This is a genomic window from Nonomuraea sp. NPDC050227, from assembly GCF_044459705.1.
GTDB lineage: Bacteria > Actinomycetota > Actinomycetes > Streptosporangiales > Streptosporangiaceae > Nonomuraea.
Map to the genome: position 1 here is coordinate 922,869 of NZ_JBITJF010000001.1, position 15,563 is coordinate 938,431.

Below are 15,563 nucleotides of genomic sequence, written 5' to 3' on the forward strand. Positions count from 1 at the left end.
GTGCGGCGTCCTTCGCGTTTTCCCGGAGGGTTCTGTCGCCTTCTCCGAGGGGTCGCGTCTCCCGACGATTCGTGCTTTCCCGACGACTCGTGCTTTCCCGGCGGTGCGTGTTCTCCCGCGGGCGGGGCCTGTCACCGGAAGAGGATGTCCCAGTGGCTGCTCTCGTTGGCGAAGACGGTTCCGGTGGCGGAGCGGTAGAGCGCGGCGCCGTCGCCGCGGACCCCCGTCTTGCGGTGGTGCCTGGTGATGTAGCGGTCGATGCACGCGTTGTGCGTGATGTCGAGCTTGTAGCCGTTTCCGTGGCTGTACTGGCCGGGCGCGTGACCCGCCTCGGTGCCGCCGGTCACCAGGACCGGGCAGCCGCTGTCATGCTTGAGGTCGATGATCCGGGCGATCGTGCCGGCCCTTACGGAGTCGAGCGAGGTGCAGTGGTGCATGTGGCGGCTCGTACAGTGGCCCGACGACTTCGTGCGCAGGCCCGAGCTCTTGAGCCAGCGGGCGGCCAGGGCGTGGGTCATGTGCATGGCGGCCTGCCTGGGCAGCACACGCGCCAGATCAAGCTGAGATCGCTTCTGCGACCTCTGTGGCCGACTCTGAGGCGCCACCGCCTCCTCGACGCTCGCGGGCCTCGTGACGGCTTCTGAGCGCTCGGCGTGGTCCTGCATGTCCGACTGCGCGGCGAACGCGTCCTCGGCCTCGGCCCAGGCGTCCTCCGTCTCCTCGGAGTCCTCCTTCGACAGCTGTGACTTGGCGGACGCGGGGTCCGCCTGGTGCTGCTCGACCTGGTATGTCTCCGCCAGGGCCGCCTCGACGGCGGCCTGCCGGATGTTGGTCCACGGTCCGTCGATCCCCTCCGGGAACCACAGGGACAGGTCGAGCATCCCCCCGGTCTCGTCAGGACGGTTGAACGGTGTTGGCGCCTGAACCCGCTCTCCACCTGATGGGTGGGAGGCGGCGGAAGCGGCCGACGCCAGCGCGATTATGGTGATCTGAATGCCGAGGAGCGCCACCACGAAGGTGCGCGCTGTTCCACGTATCCACATGTCGATGCCTTTTCGCGGAAAAGAGCCCTTCCGCCTGAAACGACAATCCCACCATTCCCAGGAGATAACTCATGTCTCATAGTCATCTTTGCCCTGTGGCGGCGATCACCGTGCCACTCCATGACCCACCGCGCTTTCAAGACGTAAAGTGACGAACGTGTCCGAAGCCCGAAACAGAGGATCGGAGAGCACCCGAGAGGTCATCGTCGAGACGGCCTTGCGACTGTTCCGTGAGCGTGGCTTCGACGCGACGACCATGCGCGCCATCGCCGCCGAGGCAGGGGTGTCAGTGGGCAACGCCTACTACTACTTCGAGAGCAAGGAGGCGCTGATCCAGGCCTACTACGACCGTGCGCAGGCCGAGCACGAGCAGGCCTGCCGGGAGTTCCTGGCCACGGAGAGGTCGTTCGCCGCGCGGCTGAGCGGGGTGCTGCGCGAGTGGGTGCGCGTGTCGGAGCCGTACCACGAGTTCGCGGTGAAGTTCTTCAAGCACGCGGCCGAGCCGACGAACCCGCTGAGCCCGTTCAGCGCGCAGTCGTCGCCGGCGCGGGAGGCGTCCATCGGGATCTACCGCGAGGTGGTCGAGGGGTCGAAGGACCGGATGAACGCCGAGCTGCGGGCGGAGCTGCCCGAGCTGCTGTGGTTGTTGTCGATGGGCATGGTGCTGTTCTGGGTGCACGACACCTCGCCGGGGTGCGTGCGGACGTACCGGCTGATCGAGGTCACGGTGCCGCTGGTGGACCGGCTGGTGGGGCTGTCACATCTGCCCGGGTTGCAGGGGATCACGAAGGACTTCATCGCGGCGGTGCACGAACTGCGGGCCTGAGGGGGCTCTCGCGGTGACATACCGCTTGGTATGGCCGCTTGGTAGGGTCGGCTCACCGTCGCCGAACCGGAGGCCATGAATGACGCCGAACTGGGGCATGACCATCCCCTTCTACGACCGTTCCCTGGCCAGGTCGCAGGAGCTGATCGCGGAGCTGCCGGGCCTCGGCTACACCGACGCCTGGTCGGCCGAGGTCAACGGGAACGACGGGTTCGTCCCGCTGGCGATGGCCACGCAGTGGGCGCCGGGGATGCGGCTCGGGAGCGCGATCGTCCCGGTCTCCACGCGGGGGCCGGGGCTGCTGGCCATGTCCGCGGCCACCCTGGCCGACCTGGCCCCCGGCCGGTTCGTGCTCGGCATCGGCTCCTCCTCGCCGGCGATCGTCGAGCGGTGGAACGCCGTGGAGTTCGCCAAGCCGTACGCCCGTACCCGCGACACGCTGCGCTTCCTGCGGAGGGCGCTGGCGGGGGAGAAGGTCTCCGAGCGGTACGAGACGTTCGAGATCAAGGGCTTCAAGCTGGAACGGGCGCCGAAGACCGCCCCCAAGATCGTGCTGGCCGCCCTGCGGCCCCGGATGTTGCGCCTGGCCGCCGAGGAGGCCGACGGCGCGATCACCAACTGGCTCGCCCCCGAGGACGTGCCCAAGGTGCGCGCCGAGATCGGCCCGGACACCGAGCTGATCGCCCGGCTGTTCGTCTGCGTGAGCGAGGACGCCGACAAGGTGCGCGAGATGGCCAGGTGGATGCTGGCGAGCTACCTGACCGTGCCCGCCTACGCCGCCTTCCACGACTGGCTGGGCCGGGGCGAGGTGCTGCGTCCCATGCACGAGGCGTGGGCGGCGGGCGACCGCCAGGCCGCGCTCAAGGCCATCCCCGACGAGGTGGTCGACGCCCTCGTCGTGCACGGCGACGCCGCCACCTGCCGGGCCAGGATCCGCCAGTACGTCGACAACGGGCTCGACACGCTGGTGCTCGCGCCCATCCCCGGCGGCGAGGTGCCGATCGAGCAGGCCGTGCGCGACCTGGCCCCGGTCCGGGAGGGCTGATGGACGACGTGCTGCGGCTCGACGCCGTCGGCCAGGCCCAGGCGGTCAGGGACGGGCAGGTGTCGGCCCGCGAGCTGGCCGAGGCCGCCATCGCCGCCGTCGAGGCCCACGACGGCGAGCTCAACGCCGTCGTCCACCGGCGGTTCGAGCGGGCGCTGGCCGAGATCGACGGCCTCCCGGCGGACGCGCCCTTCCGCGGCGTGCCGATCCTGCTGAAGGACCTGGGCTGGCGGCAGGCCGGCGAGCCGTACGCCGCGGGCTCGCGGGTGCGCGACGACCTGGACGCCGCCGAGGACGGCCATGGCGTGGTCCGCCTGCGCCGGGCCGGTTTCGTGCTGCTGGGCCGGACGAACACCCCCGAGTTCGGCAGCACGGTCACGACCGAGCCGGTGGCGTACGGCCCCACGCGCAACCCCTACGACCCGGCGTACTCGGCGGGCGGGTCGAGCGGCGGTTCGGCGGCGGCGGTGGCCGCGGGCATGGTCGCGCTGGCCACGGCGAGCGACGGCGGCGGCTCGATCCGCGTCCCGGCCTCGCTGTGCGGCCTGGTGGGGCTCAAGCCGACGCGCGGGCGGCTGAGCATGGGCCCGTCCATGGGCGAGGGCTGGAGCGGCTTCTCCTGCCCCGGCTTCGTGAGCAGGACCGTGCGCGACACGGCGGCCGCGCTCGACGCGGTCTCCGGCTACGAGCCGGGCGACCCCTACGACGCCCCCGCGCTGCCCGGCCCCCTGACCGCCGAACTGCACGCCGACCCGGGACGCCTGCGCATCGGCTTCCTGACCGCCCACCCGAGGCCGGACGTGCCCGCCGACCCCGACCTGGCCGAGGCCGTCACCGGGGCGGCGGCGCTGCTGGAGAGCCTCGGTCACGACGTGACCCCCGGCGGCCCGCCGGCGCTCGCCGAGCCGGAGTTCGCCCGGCACTTCGGCGCCATCGTCGCCAACAACCTCGCCGCGCACGTCGTGAGCCTGGGCGCGGCCCGTGGCAGGCCGGTGGAGCTGCACGAGCTCGAACCGCGCAACGCGGCCATGGTCACCGCCGCCCGCGCCAACAGCGCGGCCGACCACATCCTGGCCACCCAGTGGGTGGACGGCTTCCGCCGCCGCATGGCCTCCTGGTGGGCCGGGGGCAACGACCTGCTGCTGATGCCGTCGTCGGGGGCGGCGCCGTTCCGGCTCGGCTGGATCCCGCCCGCCGATCTCAGCACCGCCTTCGGCAGGACCGCGCAGGTGGTGGCCTACACCTCGCCGATCAACGCGACCGGCCAGCCCGCCGTCTCGCTGCCGCTGCACAGGGACGCGGCGGGCATGCCGGTCGGCGTGCAGCTCGTGGCGGCGGCCGGACGGGAGGATCTGCTGATCCGGGTGGCCGCGCAGATCGAGCAGGTCAGGCCGTTCGAGCACGCCGCCATGCGCTGATCGTCAGGAACCCCTCACCCGACTGACGCGTTATGTCGTGAGAAGCCGGGGGTAGGAGGATCCTCATGATGGCGAAGGCAGCACGGGCAGCGGCGGCGTGGCGGACGTACCGCGAGGTGACCAAGCCTGGCACGCCGGGGATGTTGACCAGGGTGCGGGCGATCCCGCGCATGATCGGCGCGGTCACCCGCGGCCGCTACGACGGCATGGGCAAGGGCAAGCTCGCCCTGATGGCGCTCGGCGTGGTCTACATCCTGTCGCCGATCGACGTCATCCCCGACTTCCTGGTGCTCGTCGGGGTGGCCGACGACTTCGGCGTGTTCCTGTGGCTGATCGCCTCGCTGCTCGGCGAGAGCGGTCGCTACGTCGAGCACGAGCGCAAGGTCATCCAGGCCAGGCTGGTCGAGGACGAGGGTTAGATCTCCTCCATCCGCAACCAGGCGCGCGAGGGCAGCGGGTGCCCGAACAGGCGGGCGGCGTTGCCGTAGGCGACCCTGGCGATGTCGGCGGGCGGCAGCGCGCCGAGGTTCGCGGCCACGGCCTTCTGGGTGTCGGGCCAGGTCGAGTCGGAGTGCGGGTAACCGCTCTCCTGGAGCACGTGGTCGAGGCCGACCGCGAGCCGCACGCCGGACAGCGCGTGGTCGTCGAGCGTGCCGAAGAAGAAGTTGCGGCGCAGCACCTCGCTGGGCTTGAGGCCGCCGTCCCAGGCGGCCTCGCCCGCGACCGGGTGGTCGAGCGCGTAGTCGGCGCGCTCGGCCAGCATCGGCAGCCAGCCGACGCCGCCCTCGACGATGAGGATGCGCAGCCCGGGGAAACGCAGCGGCAGGCCCGACCAGAGCCAGTCGGCGCAGGCGAACATGGCGCTGGTGGGCATCAGCGTGGTGATGGCCTCGATGGGCGTGTCGGGCGAGGGCACGGGCGACCAGGAGGAGTCGCCGGTGTGCAGGGCCACGACCGTGCCGGTCTCCTCGCAGGCGGCGAAGAACGGGTCCCAGTGGCCGGTGTGGATCGACGGCAGCCTGAGCCTGGTCGGGAACTCGGGGAAGACCACGGCCTTGAAACCGCGGGCGGCGTTGGCCCTGATCTCCTTGGCGGCGATGTCGGGATCGGGCAGCCAGGGCAGTTGCAGGCCGATGATCCGCTCGGGGTAGGTGCCGGCCCAGACGTCGATGTGCCAGTCGTTCCACGCCTTGACCAGGGCGAGGCCGAGCTCCTGGTCGCGGGTGCGGGCGAACGGCATGCCCGCCTGGCCGGCCAGCATGCCGGGGAAGCACAGCGCGGCCCAGATGCCGGCGACGTCCATGTCCTGGACGCGGGCCTCGATGTCGTGGCAGCCGGGACGCATCTGCTCGAACCTGACCGGATCCAGGGTCCACTGCTCGCGCGGCAGCCCGGCGCCCACGTCGATGCCCGCGCACGGGTACGTGGCCCCGCCGTAGCGCCAGACCTGGTGACCGGCGTCCGTCTCCACGACCTTGGGCGCGACGTCGGCGTATTTCTCCGGGAGCCTGTCCTCGAAGAGGTCAGGAGGCTCGATCAGGTGATCGTCGGCAGAGATGATCACATAGTCGCGCCGCCGGGGGTCAGGGTCGGGGAGCAGCGGCGTAGTCACGCAGGTAACCGTACGACGGCGGCATAACGTCGAACAAGCTGCGACGTATCCGTTGGGTATCCATGCATTCGTACCCGGGACCGCCTGGAGGGGGATGGGGGCGATCCCGGGCTTGTGGGGTCCTTGAGGATGCTGCCCCTTGCGGACCCCGGCGCCTTCTACCCGCGGGAGATCGAATCAGTCAGGAGATTTTCGCGAAGTTCGGCGATGGTGGCACGGTCGACCTGGAGCACGCCGGTGACGTAGCCCTCGACGGAGCCGTGCCGGTCGATCAGGTCGTCCAGGAACAGGCGCATGGCCCGGGCGGGGGCCCGGCCGAACCCCGGCCACAGCAGGGCGTCCGGGTGCCTGGTGCGCTGGTCGGCGATGAAGCGCTCGGTCGCCAGGCCGGTCAGGGCGTAGTCGGCGACGATGTCGTCCTCGGCGACGCCGACGAGCGAGAGGATCAGCGCGGTGAGCAGGCCGGTGCGGTCCTTGCCCACCGCGCAGTGGATGACGACCGGCGCGTTGTCCGCGACGGCGACCGTCTCCACGGCGGCGCGCAGGTTCTCCACGCCGTCCTCGGTCACCTCCAGGTACCGGTCGGCGAGGTAGCGCTCGACGCCGATCTCCTCGCTGAACTGGGCGATGTCCCAGGGACGGCCCTCGATCGGCAGGTTGCGGTAGCGCAACCCCTCGGTCTCCGGCACCCGGCCGGCCCGCTCGACCTCGGCGGGATGCCTCAGGTCGATCACGGTGCGCACGCGCAGTGCGTGGAAGGCCCGCAGGTCGTCGCCGGCCAGCCAGCCCAGGGAGTCGGCCCGGTAGAGCCGCTGCCACCGGACGGTGCGCCCGTCCTCGGTGGCATATCCACCTACGTCACGAAAGTTGCGGAGATTGGTGAACTCAATGTGGCGGATCACCCTTCACACCTTAGTTGGCGGCGGTTTCCGCTTCCTGGGTCGCCGCCGTCTCACCGGCGGGTTTCCCGGACTTCCGCTCGGCCACCTCGCGCCGGATCAGCAGGATCCAGCCGCCGATCGCGATGCCGATGAACAGCCACCATTGGACCCCGTAGGCCAGGTTGAGGCCGCCGCCGGAGCCGACGTCGGGGGCGGGCACCAGAGCGGGCGCGGCGGCGGCCTGCGGCTGCTGCCCGGTGAGCTCGACATAGCCGCCCACCAGCCGGTACGGCATGCGCTGCCCGATCTTGGCCGCGTCGATCAGCAGCACCTGGCCGTCCGGCAGCCCGGACCGCTCGCGGATGCCGGTGGAGTCTTCGGTCTCGCTCTGACGTAGCCGCCCGGTGACAGTTACCTGTCCGGTGGGCGGAGGGGGGACCTCGGGAGCCGCGTCGGCGCTGGCGGCGGCCGGGATCCAGCCACGGTTGACGATGACGGCGCTGCCGTCGCCGGTGACGAGCGGGGTCAGGACGTAGAAGCCGTTGCGGCCCTCCTGCGGGCGGCGGCGGACGAGCAGGCCGTGGGAGGTGTCGTACGTGCCGGAGGCGACGACCGTGCGGTATCGGTCGCCCTCGCCGACCTGCCGGCCGGGAGCCGCGAGCCGGTCGAGCGGGACGGCGGCGGCCTCGATGTTGGCGGTCACTCTGTCCTTGTTGTCGGACCGCTCCTCGAAACGCCCGAACTGCCACCTGCCCAGGAACACGAAGGCGGGGATGACCAGCAGCACCACGACGTGGAGCGCCAGCCACCGGGGCGTCAGCAGGAACCGGTACACGCCTTCAAGGTTAGGCACCGGGGCGGGTGCTCCCTCACGCGGCTCGCCCGCTAGACGCTCCGCACCCCGGGGCCCGGCCCGGGGACCGGCGTGACCTCGCGCGGCCCGGCCACCTCGTGGCCCTCGGCGCAGCGGAAGTGCAGCTCGACGGGGGCGCCGCAGTCGCGGTGGGTGAGCAGCACCGGCGGGCCCTCCTCGTCGGCCAGGTATTTGTCGCCCCAGTGCATGAGCGCGACGAGCAGCGGATAGAGGTCGCGGCCCTTGTCGGTCAGCCGGTATTCGTCGCGCTGGCGCTGGCCGGGCTCGCGGTAGGGCTCCTTGCGCAGCAGGCCCTCGTCGACCAGCCGGGCCAGGCGCGCGCTGAGCACCTGGCGGGGTGCGCCGGTGACCGCCTGCATGTCGGCGAACCTGCGCACGCCGCTGAACGCCTCGCGCAGCACCAGGAAGGTCCACTTCTCCCCGACGATGTCCAGGGTGCGCTCGATCGAGCAGTTGTCCACCCGGAAGCCCAATCGGAACGGCACGTTCATCTCGGCATTATATCTGAGTTCAATTGACAGACTCAGCTCCGAGGGGCAGGCTGAGTCTATGCACGGAACCCAGATCCGCCCGGTCCGCCCGGACGACGAGGAACGGATCAGACGCTTCCTGACGGGGTTGTCGCTGCACACCCAGACGCTGCGCTTCTTCACCGGCGTGACCGTCCCGGCCGCTCACCTCGTACGCACCCTGCTGACCCTGGACGAGCGCCGCGACGCGCTCGTCGTCACCGCCGGGGACGAGATCGTCGGGCACGCCATGAGCTACCGGGGCGGCTGCGCCGACGTCGAGGTGGCCGTCGTCGTGGCCGATCGCTGGCAGGGGAACGGGCTCGGCCCGCGACTCGTCGACACCTTGCTGCTCAGGGCCGCCGTGCGGGGGGCGCGCACGGTCGGGATGGACGTGCTGGGCGAGAACCGGCGGGTGCTCAGGCTGGTCCGCAGGCTGTGGCCGGACGCCGAGATGAAGGTCGCGTCCGGTACGGTCGAGGTGACCGCTATGATCGATCTGGCCGGAGTATTTGCGGAACAACGTTCTGGTAGCACACCATTGACAGTGTGAAGAGTGTCAAGAACGGACGCGACGGCCGCACCCGCATCATCGAGGGCGCCCTCCGCCGCTTCAGCCAGGACGGTGTCTCGGCCACCACGCTGGCCAGTCTGCGCGAGGAGAGCGGTGTAAGCGTCGGCAGCTTCTACCACCACTTCGCCAGCAAAGAGCACGTCTACGGCGTCCTGTACGCCGAGATCCTCGACGCCTACCAGCAGGAGTTCCTCGCCGAGCTGGTCCGGCACGACGACGCCCGCGCCGGCATCGAGGCCGTCGTCGCCTTCCACATGCGCTGGGCCGGCGAGCACCCCGAGCGGGCCCGGATCCTGGTCAGCGAGCGCCCGCCGCGCAAGCACGAGCCGGGCGGCGCCGAGGTGGCCGAGGCCAGGCGCGCGTTCTTCCGCCAGGTCTCCGACTGGTGGAAGCCGCACATGAAGAACGGGCAGCTCCAGCCCGTCCACGCCACCATGTGCTACGTCCTGTGGCTCGGGCCGGCGCAGGAGATGTGCCGCCTGTGGTTCGCCGGGGCGCACACCCCGACCGAGGAAGAGATCAAGGGCCTGGGCGAGGCGGCCTGGCAGAGTCTCCGCCAGCGCGGGGAGCAATGATCTGAGTACCGTCTGTGGTGTTATTGTCCAAATGTGAGAAGACCTCGGGCGCTCGTGCTGCCCGACCTGCCGGAGAGCGCGCTCGCCCGTCTGGGCGAGGTCGCCGACGTGGCCGAGGCTCCTCCCCGGCCGAGCGTCGGCTTCACCGACGAGCAGCTCGCCGACCTGGTCATCGAGACCGGCGCGAACGTGCTCATCACCGACGGCGACCAGGTTCGCACCTCGGTGCTCGGACTCCACATCGACATCGTGGCCAGCCTCGGCGCCCCCACGGGGGTCGACCTGCGCCTGGCCGCCGAACGCGGGGTCACCGTCCTGCACGCCCCCGACCGCGACCCCGAGGCGGTGGCCGAGCTGACGCTCGCGCTGCTGTTCGCGGTCAGCAGGAACATCGTCACCGCCGACCGTGAGGTGCGCAGAGGCCGCGCCCATCGCGGCAGGGTGCCCCCCGCCCAGCGCCACCGCGGCAGACGGCTCACCGGACGCACGTTCGGCATCGTCGGCCTCGGCCGGGTGGGCCGGGCCATGCGCTGGCGCTGCCAGGGGCTGGGCATGCGGGTGGTCACCTGCGACCCGTACGTCCCCGAGGCCACGCACACCCTGCCCGCGCTGCTGGCGGAGGCCGACGTGGTGTCGCTGCACGTGCCCCTGACCGCGGACACGCGGGGCCTGTTCGGCTACAGCGAGTTCGGCGCGATGCGCCAGGGCGCGATCTACCTCAACACCTCGCGCGGCGCCCTGCACGACCTGACCGCCCTGGTGGACGCGCTGCGCCAGGGGCAGGTGGGCGGCGCCGGGCTCGACCACTTCGAGGGCGAATGGCTCGATCCGGCCCACCCGCTGACCAGGCTGCCGAACGTGGTGCTCACGCCCAGGCTCGGCGAGGCCACCGGGGAGAGCCTGGAGGAGCTGGCGGAGGCGCTGGTGGAGGACATCGCGCGGCTGCTGCGCGGCGAGCCGCCCGCGTACGCGTGCGCGCCGGTCAGGCCGGTTGCCGGATCCGCGTCCTGACCTGCCAGCGGGAGCGGTCGAGGGAGATGTCCAGCCGCAGGTCGCCGCGCTGCCTGCGCAGGCCGGGCACGCGCAGCCGGTCGTGCACGTCGAACCTGCCGCGCGAGGGGTAGCCGAACCCCAGCTCGCCGGGCAGCACCCGCAGGTCGTCGCGGTTGCCGCAGCGCGGGCAGGTCCACGAGACCAGGTCCAGGCCCCGGTTGTAGTCGGAGCAGGCGTTGAAGTACTCGTCGGGCCCGAATCGCGACTCGCAGGCCAGGCAGGGGATCAGCATGGGGGCGCGCTCCTCGGTACGGCGTCTTGCACCCCTAGAGATACCGCCACCCACTTGTCCATGGCTTGCAGAACGCTTGGGTGCGTAAGTAACAGTATGAGCACTGTCGGTGGCTGGTGAAAGGATGGTGTCCGTGGAACGACTGCGCCATCACCTCCTCGAAACCGGCTACACGATCGACGGCGTCCGCGACCGGCTCGGCGCCATGGCGGCCTCGGCCCTGGCGCGGGAGGAGCTCGTCCCGGCCCTGCGGGCGACCGCCGACGGCGACCCCTTGGGCACCCTGATCAGGCTCTGGTGGCTCGGCGTGCCGGTGCCGGCCAAATCCGTGCCGGCCGCCGTCCTGGAGTCGGGGCTGGTGTCGGCCGACGGCGACCTGATCAGGGCGACCGTGCACCTCCAGCCGTGGGAGACCGGCGGCTACGTGGTCTCCGACCGCAAGGTCCGGCCCGGCGACCCGGCGCTGCGGGCCGACCACGTCGTGGGGGCCGGGGGCGCCTCGGCCAACCTGGCCCAGCTCGTCAGCCGCCGGCCCGTCACGCGCGCGCTCGACCTCGGCACGGGCTGCGGCGTCCAGGTGCTCCACCTCGACGGGCGGGCCGAGCAGGTGGTGGCCACCGACCTCAACCCGCGCGCCGTGGAGCTGGCCCGGCTGAGCTGGGAGCTGTCCGGCGTGACGGGCGTCGACGCGCGGGTGGGGTCGATGTTCGAGCCGGTCGAGGGCGAGCTGTTCGACCTGGTCGTCAGCAACCCGCCGTTCGTCATCGCCCCCGGGGCCGAGCGCACGCTGACCTACCGCGAGTCCGGCGGCGAGGCCGACGACTTCTGCCGCGACCTGGTCCGGCGCACCCCGCGCCACCTCGCGCCCGACGGGCAGGCCCACTTCCTGGCCAACTGGCTGCACGTCGAGGGCGAGGACTGGCACGACCGGGTCGGCGGCTGGCTGCGCGAGACCGGCTGCGACGCCTGGGTCGTCCAGCGTGACGTGCAGGATCCGGCCGAATACGTCGAGCTGTGGCTCAAGGACGCGGCCGAGCAGGGCACCAAGGGCTACACCGACCACTACGACCGGTGGCTGGCCTGGTTCGACGAGCGCAAGGTCGAGGGCATCGGCTTCGGCTGGATCACCATGCGCAACTCGGGCACCCTCGACCCGGTCGTGCGCGTGGAGCACCTGCCCCACCAGGTGGCCCTGCCGGTCGGCGACTACGTCGACGACGTGCTCGACTCCATCGCCGCCGCCCACCGCGCCGCCGACCTCGACGCGGCGCTGCTGCGCACGGCCGACGGGGTGCTCGACGAACGCGTCGGCCTGCCCGGCGCCGAGGACCCGATCCGCATCGTGCTGCGCCAGACGCAGGGGCTGCGGCGCAGCAGGGAGGTCGGCACCGTCGAGGCCGCCCTGGCCGGCGTGTGCGACGGCGAGCTGGCGCTCGGGCCGCTGCTCAACGTGATCGCCGAGCTGGTCGGCGACGGCGAGATCCCCAACGCCGACGCGATCCGGCCGCTCATCGCCGAGGGTTATTTCCTGCTTTGATTCACCGTTGATCCGACGTTGACCGCGCCGGTGGAGGCTTCTGACCGAGACGCGGGCCTGGGGGGTTCGAAGGTCCGCGTCGAGTCCGGCCGGTCGTCTGTGTGAGGCGGCTAGCCGTCACGCGAAGCATCCGGATGACCGGGCCCCCTGGCGACGCGTGGCGGTCAGGATGACCGGCCGGGCTGCCATCGGCATTGACTAAGGACAGCCTTGATCAACCATGTGTGGATGACACGTCTGGACGACGAGCTGTACTCAGGACTCGACGACGGACCGTTCGACGGCGAAGCCGTCCAGCAGGAGCTTCAGGTCGCCGGCCTCGGGGGCGCCGAGCCTGGTGAAGACGTCGTAGGCCTGCCTGAGGCAGTCGAGGCTCCGCGCGGCACTGCCCAGTCCGCGTAGCGCCCGGCCGAGCACGGTGAGCGAGAGCGCCTCGCCGTAGGGGTGGCCGATCTCGCGCGAGACCACGAGCGCCTGCTCGGCGTGGCGTACGGCGTCGGGGTAGCGCCCGGCGGCGATGAACGTCTCGGCCAGCCGGGAGCACACGCGTTGCTCCCAGACCCGCTGCTTGCTGGAGCGGAAGAAGGCCAGGCACTCGGCGTGGTGGTGCACCGCCTCGGTGAGCCGGCCGACCCGGCTGAGCACGATGCCCAGGTGGTAGCGGGCGCGGGCGGTGCCGGCGCCGCTGCCGATCTCGGTGAAGATGGCCAGGCCCTTCTCCGCCGCGGCGATGGCGTCCTCGGCGTGGCCGAGGCCCAGGTGGTCGCGGGCCGAGTAGCTGAGCACCAGGGCCTCGCCGGCGGGGACGCCGTTCTCGCGGTAGTAGCGGGAGGCGGCGTCGAACAGGGTGAGGGCCTCGGTGTGGCGGCGCTGCCGGCCGACGACGACGGCCAGCGCGTTGAGCACCTCGCCGGTGACGATCTTCTCGCCGCGGGTGTCGGAGAGCTCGTACACGCGGCGGAAGTGGGTCTCGGACTCCGAGAGCTGGTTGCCGGCGAACAGCACCCGGCCCAGCACGTACCGGGAGCGCAGCTCGCTGGCCTCGTCGCCCAGGTTCAGCGCGGCGGCGAGCACCGCGCGGGTGCCCTGGTCGAACTCTCGGGTGTGGGTGCCCGCCTCCAGCAGCGGTTCCATGGCCACCAGCATGTCGGCGGCGGGCAGGAGCTGCTCGCCGGCGGTGGACGTCGTCGCAGCCTGGTTGATGGCCGCGAACAGCGAGTCGCCCTCGGAGATCAGCCAGGCCACGGCCTCGTCGACGGTGGTGAAGGTGAGCCCGCTGCCGACCACGGCCAGGTTGTCGGGGATCATGCTGCCCTCGTAGGCCAGCCGGTGGGCGGACCGGGACGAGGCCAGGTAGAAGCCGAGCAGCCGGCGCAGCGCCAGCGTCTTGTCCTCGGGACGCTCGGTCTTGTCCAGGACGCGCCTGGCGAACAGCCTGAGCAGGTCGTGGAAGCGGTAGCGGCCGGGCGCGGTGGCCTCCAGGAGGCTCATGTCGACCAGCGACTCCAGCAGCTCCTCGGCCTCGTACATGTTCATCGCCAGGACGGCCGCGGCGGCCCCGATCGAGATGTCGGGGCCCTTCGGCAGGGACAGCAGGCGGAAGGCGCGGGCCTGGGCCGGTTCGAGCTGGCCGTAGCCGAGCGCGAAGGTGGCCTCGACGGCCAGGTTGCCCACGCGCAGCTCGTCGAGGCGGCGCTGCTCGTCGGCCAGCCTGGGCACCAGGGAGGCGACCGTCCAGGAGGGGCGGGCGGCCAGCCGGGCGGCCACGATCCGGACGGCCAGCGGCAGGAAACCGCAGGCGGCGACCACGTCCATGGCGGCGCCGTGCTCGGCGGCCACCCGCTCGGGCCCGGCCACGGAGGAGAACAGCGACAGCGCCTCGTCCGGCTCCATGACGTCGAGGTCGATCAGCCGGGCCGCGGGCAGGTCGGCCAGCTTGGCCCGGCTGGTGACGATCGTCGCGCAGCCCGGCGAGCCCGGCAGCAGCGGGCTGACCTGGTCGGCGTCGCGGGCGTTGTCCAGCAGCACGAGGATGCGCCGGTCGGACAGCAGCGAGCGGTAGAGCGCCGAACGTTCGGCCAGGCCGTCGGGGATGACGTCGGGTGGGATGCCGAGCGCGCGCAGGAAGCCGCCGAGCGCCGACTCCGGAGCGGTCACCTCGTCGCTGTGGCCGCGCAGGTCGGCGTAGAGCTGCCCGTCGGGGAACAGGTCGTCGGCCGCGTGCGCCACGTGGACGGCCAGCGTGGTCTTGCCGACGCCGCCGATGCCGCACAACGCCACCACCGGCACGCCCTCGGCCGACGACTGCGCGGACAGCAGGGTGTGGACGCGGACGGCCACCTCCCTGCGCCCGGTGAAGTCGCTGACCGCGGCCGGGAGCTGCGCCGGGCGGGGCAGTTCGAGCGCGGGCGGCTCCTCCTCGGCCGCGGGCTCGCCGGCGGCCTGCTCGGCCGGGGCGGCGGGCGGCGGCACGAGGGTGAGCGCCGGGTCGGCGGCCAGGATGCGCTGGTGGAGGGCGGTCAGCTCGCTGCCGGGCTCGATGCCCAGCTCGTCGATCAGCGCCTCGCGGGTCTCGGTGAACACGTTGAGGGCGTCGCCCTGCCGTCCGCACCGGTAGTAGGCCAGCATGAGCTGGGCGCGCAGCCGTTCGCGCAGGGGGTGCTCGGCGGTGAGCGCGATCAGCTCGGACACGACCGCGGCGTGCCCGCCCAGCTCCAGGTCGAGGTCCATGAGCGTCTCGATGACGCTGACGCGGCGTTCGGCCAGGCGGTCGCGCTGGTGCTCGGCGTACGGGCCGACGGCGCCGGCCAGCGGCTCGCCCTCGAACAGGGTCAGCGCGGCCCGCATGCCCTCGGCGGCGGCGGAGAGCCGGCCGGCCTTGCGGGCGGTCTCGGCCTCGGCGAGGCCGCGTTCGAAGCGGGTCAGGTCGAGCGCGTCGTCGGGCAGGCGGAGGGCGTAGCCCCGGCCGATGGAGGTCAGCAGCTCGGGACGGGAGCGGGCGGGCCTGTCGGGTTCGAGCACCGTGCGCAGGCGGGAGACGTAGGTGCGCAGCGCGCCCAGGGCGCGGGGCGGCGCGTCCTCGCCCCACACGGCGTCGATCATCTCGGCGGGGGTGACCGCGCGGCCCTCCCGCAGGAGCAGCATGCCGAGGATCGAACGTTGCAGCGGGGTGCCCAGGTCGAGTTCCTGCCCCTCGCGCCACGCGCGGACGGGACCGAGCACGGCGAACCGCAGCCCGCCCTCAACGCTCTGACCAGCCATGCCGTCTGTCTCCCGGGCAATGGAACGATTTGTGTCCAAATGATAGATCCAGTACCGCTTACCACCTAGAACTGGGCTGATCGCCGGAACACACCGTTGATCCGCCTTTGATCAGGTGTTGAC

The 15,563-nt window shown here is 71.9% G+C and carries 15 protein-coding genes; 8 read left to right on the top strand and 7 right to left on the bottom strand.

What is annotated here, in order from left to right; genetic code table 11:
* Positions 1–131 precede the first annotated feature (131 nt).
* The gene (locus ACIBK9_RS05000; protein ID WP_397155232.1) at positions 132–881 is read right to left on the bottom strand and encodes a hypothetical protein; all 750 of its coding nucleotides are present in this window, start codon (positions 879–881) and stop codon (positions 132–134) included.
* A gap of 319 nt (positions 882–1,200) precedes the next feature.
* Here ACIBK9_RS05000 and ACIBK9_RS05005 point away from each other — a divergent pair, with 319 nt between their 5' ends.
* From ACIBK9_RS05005 to ACIBK9_RS05020, 4 genes are all read left to right on the top strand, one after another.
* Positions 1,201–1,869: a TetR family transcriptional regulator gene (locus ACIBK9_RS05005; RefSeq protein ID WP_352318405.1), complete on the top strand. Its 669-nt coding sequence runs from the start codon at positions 1,201–1,203 to the stop codon at positions 1,867–1,869.
* Positions 1,870–1,948: 79 nt separating this feature from the next.
* A complete protein-coding gene (locus ACIBK9_RS05010) occupies positions 1,949–2,914 on the top strand; it encodes an LLM class F420-dependent oxidoreductase (RefSeq protein ID WP_397155234.1) in 966 nt (321 codons plus the stop codon).
* The gene (locus ACIBK9_RS05015) at positions 2,914–4,332 is read left to right on the top strand and encodes an amidase (RefSeq protein WP_397155236.1); all 1,419 of its coding nucleotides are present in this window, start codon (positions 2,914–2,916) and stop codon (positions 4,330–4,332) included. The genes ACIBK9_RS05010 and ACIBK9_RS05015 overlap by 1 nt, the downstream gene beginning before the upstream one ends.
* A gap of 65 nt (positions 4,333–4,397) precedes the next feature.
* Positions 4,398–4,751, top strand: coding sequence for a YkvA family protein (locus tag ACIBK9_RS05020; protein WP_397155238.1), 354 nt, complete (start codon positions 4,398–4,400; stop codon positions 4,749–4,751).
* On the opposite strand, the gene ACIBK9_RS05025 is transcribed toward ACIBK9_RS05020, so the two are convergent.
* The 4 genes from ACIBK9_RS05025 to ACIBK9_RS05040 all read right to left on the bottom strand — a co-directional run bounded on the left by ACIBK9_RS05025 (position 4,748) and on the right by ACIBK9_RS05040 (position 8,190).
* Positions 4,748–5,944, bottom strand: a complete 1,197-nt coding sequence (locus ACIBK9_RS05025) for an amidohydrolase family protein (RefSeq protein ID WP_352362172.1) — start codon at positions 5,942–5,944, stop codon at positions 4,748–4,750. The two genes, ACIBK9_RS05020 and ACIBK9_RS05025, sit on opposite strands and share 4 nt — an antisense overlap.
* A gap of 158 nt (positions 5,945–6,102) precedes the next feature.
* Complete coding sequence (locus ACIBK9_RS05030; protein ID WP_397155240.1) at positions 6,103–6,846, bottom strand: tyrosine-protein phosphatase; 744 nt, start codon at positions 6,844–6,846, stop codon at positions 6,103–6,105.
* 10 nt (positions 6,847–6,856) lie between these two features.
* Positions 6,857–7,678 (bottom strand): SURF1 family protein, encoded by an 822-nt coding sequence (locus ACIBK9_RS05035; RefSeq protein ID WP_397155242.1) that lies wholly within the window; start codon positions 7,676–7,678, stop codon positions 6,857–6,859.
* Between the two features lie 32 nt (positions 7,679–7,710).
* Positions 7,711–8,190: a winged helix-turn-helix transcriptional regulator gene (locus tag ACIBK9_RS05040; protein WP_397155244.1), complete on the bottom strand. Its 480-nt coding sequence runs from the start codon at positions 8,188–8,190 to the stop codon at positions 7,711–7,713.
* 58 nt (positions 8,191–8,248) lie between these two features.
* Between ACIBK9_RS05040 and ACIBK9_RS05045 the strand changes: the two genes are divergently transcribed.
* Genes ACIBK9_RS05045 through ACIBK9_RS05055 form a run of 3 tightly spaced genes read left to right on the top strand, consistent with a single transcriptional unit; the run spans position 8,249 to position 10,368 of the window.
* Positions 8,249–8,761, top strand: coding sequence for a GNAT family N-acetyltransferase (locus ACIBK9_RS05045; protein ID WP_358291316.1), 513 nt, complete (start codon positions 8,249–8,251; stop codon positions 8,759–8,761).
* Entirely contained in the window at positions 8,758–9,357 is a 600-nt protein-coding gene (locus ACIBK9_RS05050; RefSeq protein ID WP_352318387.1) for a TetR/AcrR family transcriptional regulator, read from the top strand. The genes ACIBK9_RS05045 and ACIBK9_RS05050 overlap by 4 nt, the downstream gene beginning before the upstream one ends.
* Positions 9,358–9,390: 33 nt before the next feature.
* Positions 9,391–10,368 (top strand): NAD(P)-dependent oxidoreductase, encoded by a 978-nt coding sequence (locus ACIBK9_RS05055; RefSeq protein WP_387671706.1) that lies wholly within the window; start codon positions 9,391–9,393, stop codon positions 10,366–10,368.
* Here ACIBK9_RS05055 and ACIBK9_RS05060 read toward each other — a convergent pair.
* A complete protein-coding gene (locus ACIBK9_RS05060; protein WP_352318383.1) occupies positions 10,340–10,642 on the bottom strand; it encodes a hypothetical protein in 303 nt (100 codons plus the stop codon). The genes ACIBK9_RS05055 and ACIBK9_RS05060 overlap by 29 nt on opposite strands.
* A gap of 124 nt (positions 10,643–10,766) precedes the next feature.
* Here ACIBK9_RS05060 and ACIBK9_RS05065 point away from each other — a divergent pair, with 124 nt between their 5' ends.
* On the top strand, positions 10,767–12,179 hold the full coding sequence (locus ACIBK9_RS05065; protein ID WP_397155247.1) for a methyltransferase: 1,413 nt from the start codon (positions 10,767–10,769) through the stop codon (positions 12,177–12,179).
* Positions 12,180–12,434: 255 nt separating this feature from the next.
* Here ACIBK9_RS05065 and ACIBK9_RS05070 read toward each other — a convergent pair whose 3' ends face one another.
* Positions 12,435–15,440 carry an AfsR/SARP family transcriptional regulator gene (locus ACIBK9_RS05070; RefSeq protein WP_397155249.1) on the bottom strand — a complete coding sequence of 1,002 codons (3,006 nt, stop codon included), beginning with the start codon at positions 15,438–15,440 and terminating at the stop codon, positions 12,435–12,437.
* Positions 15,441–15,563 lie beyond the last annotated feature (123 nt).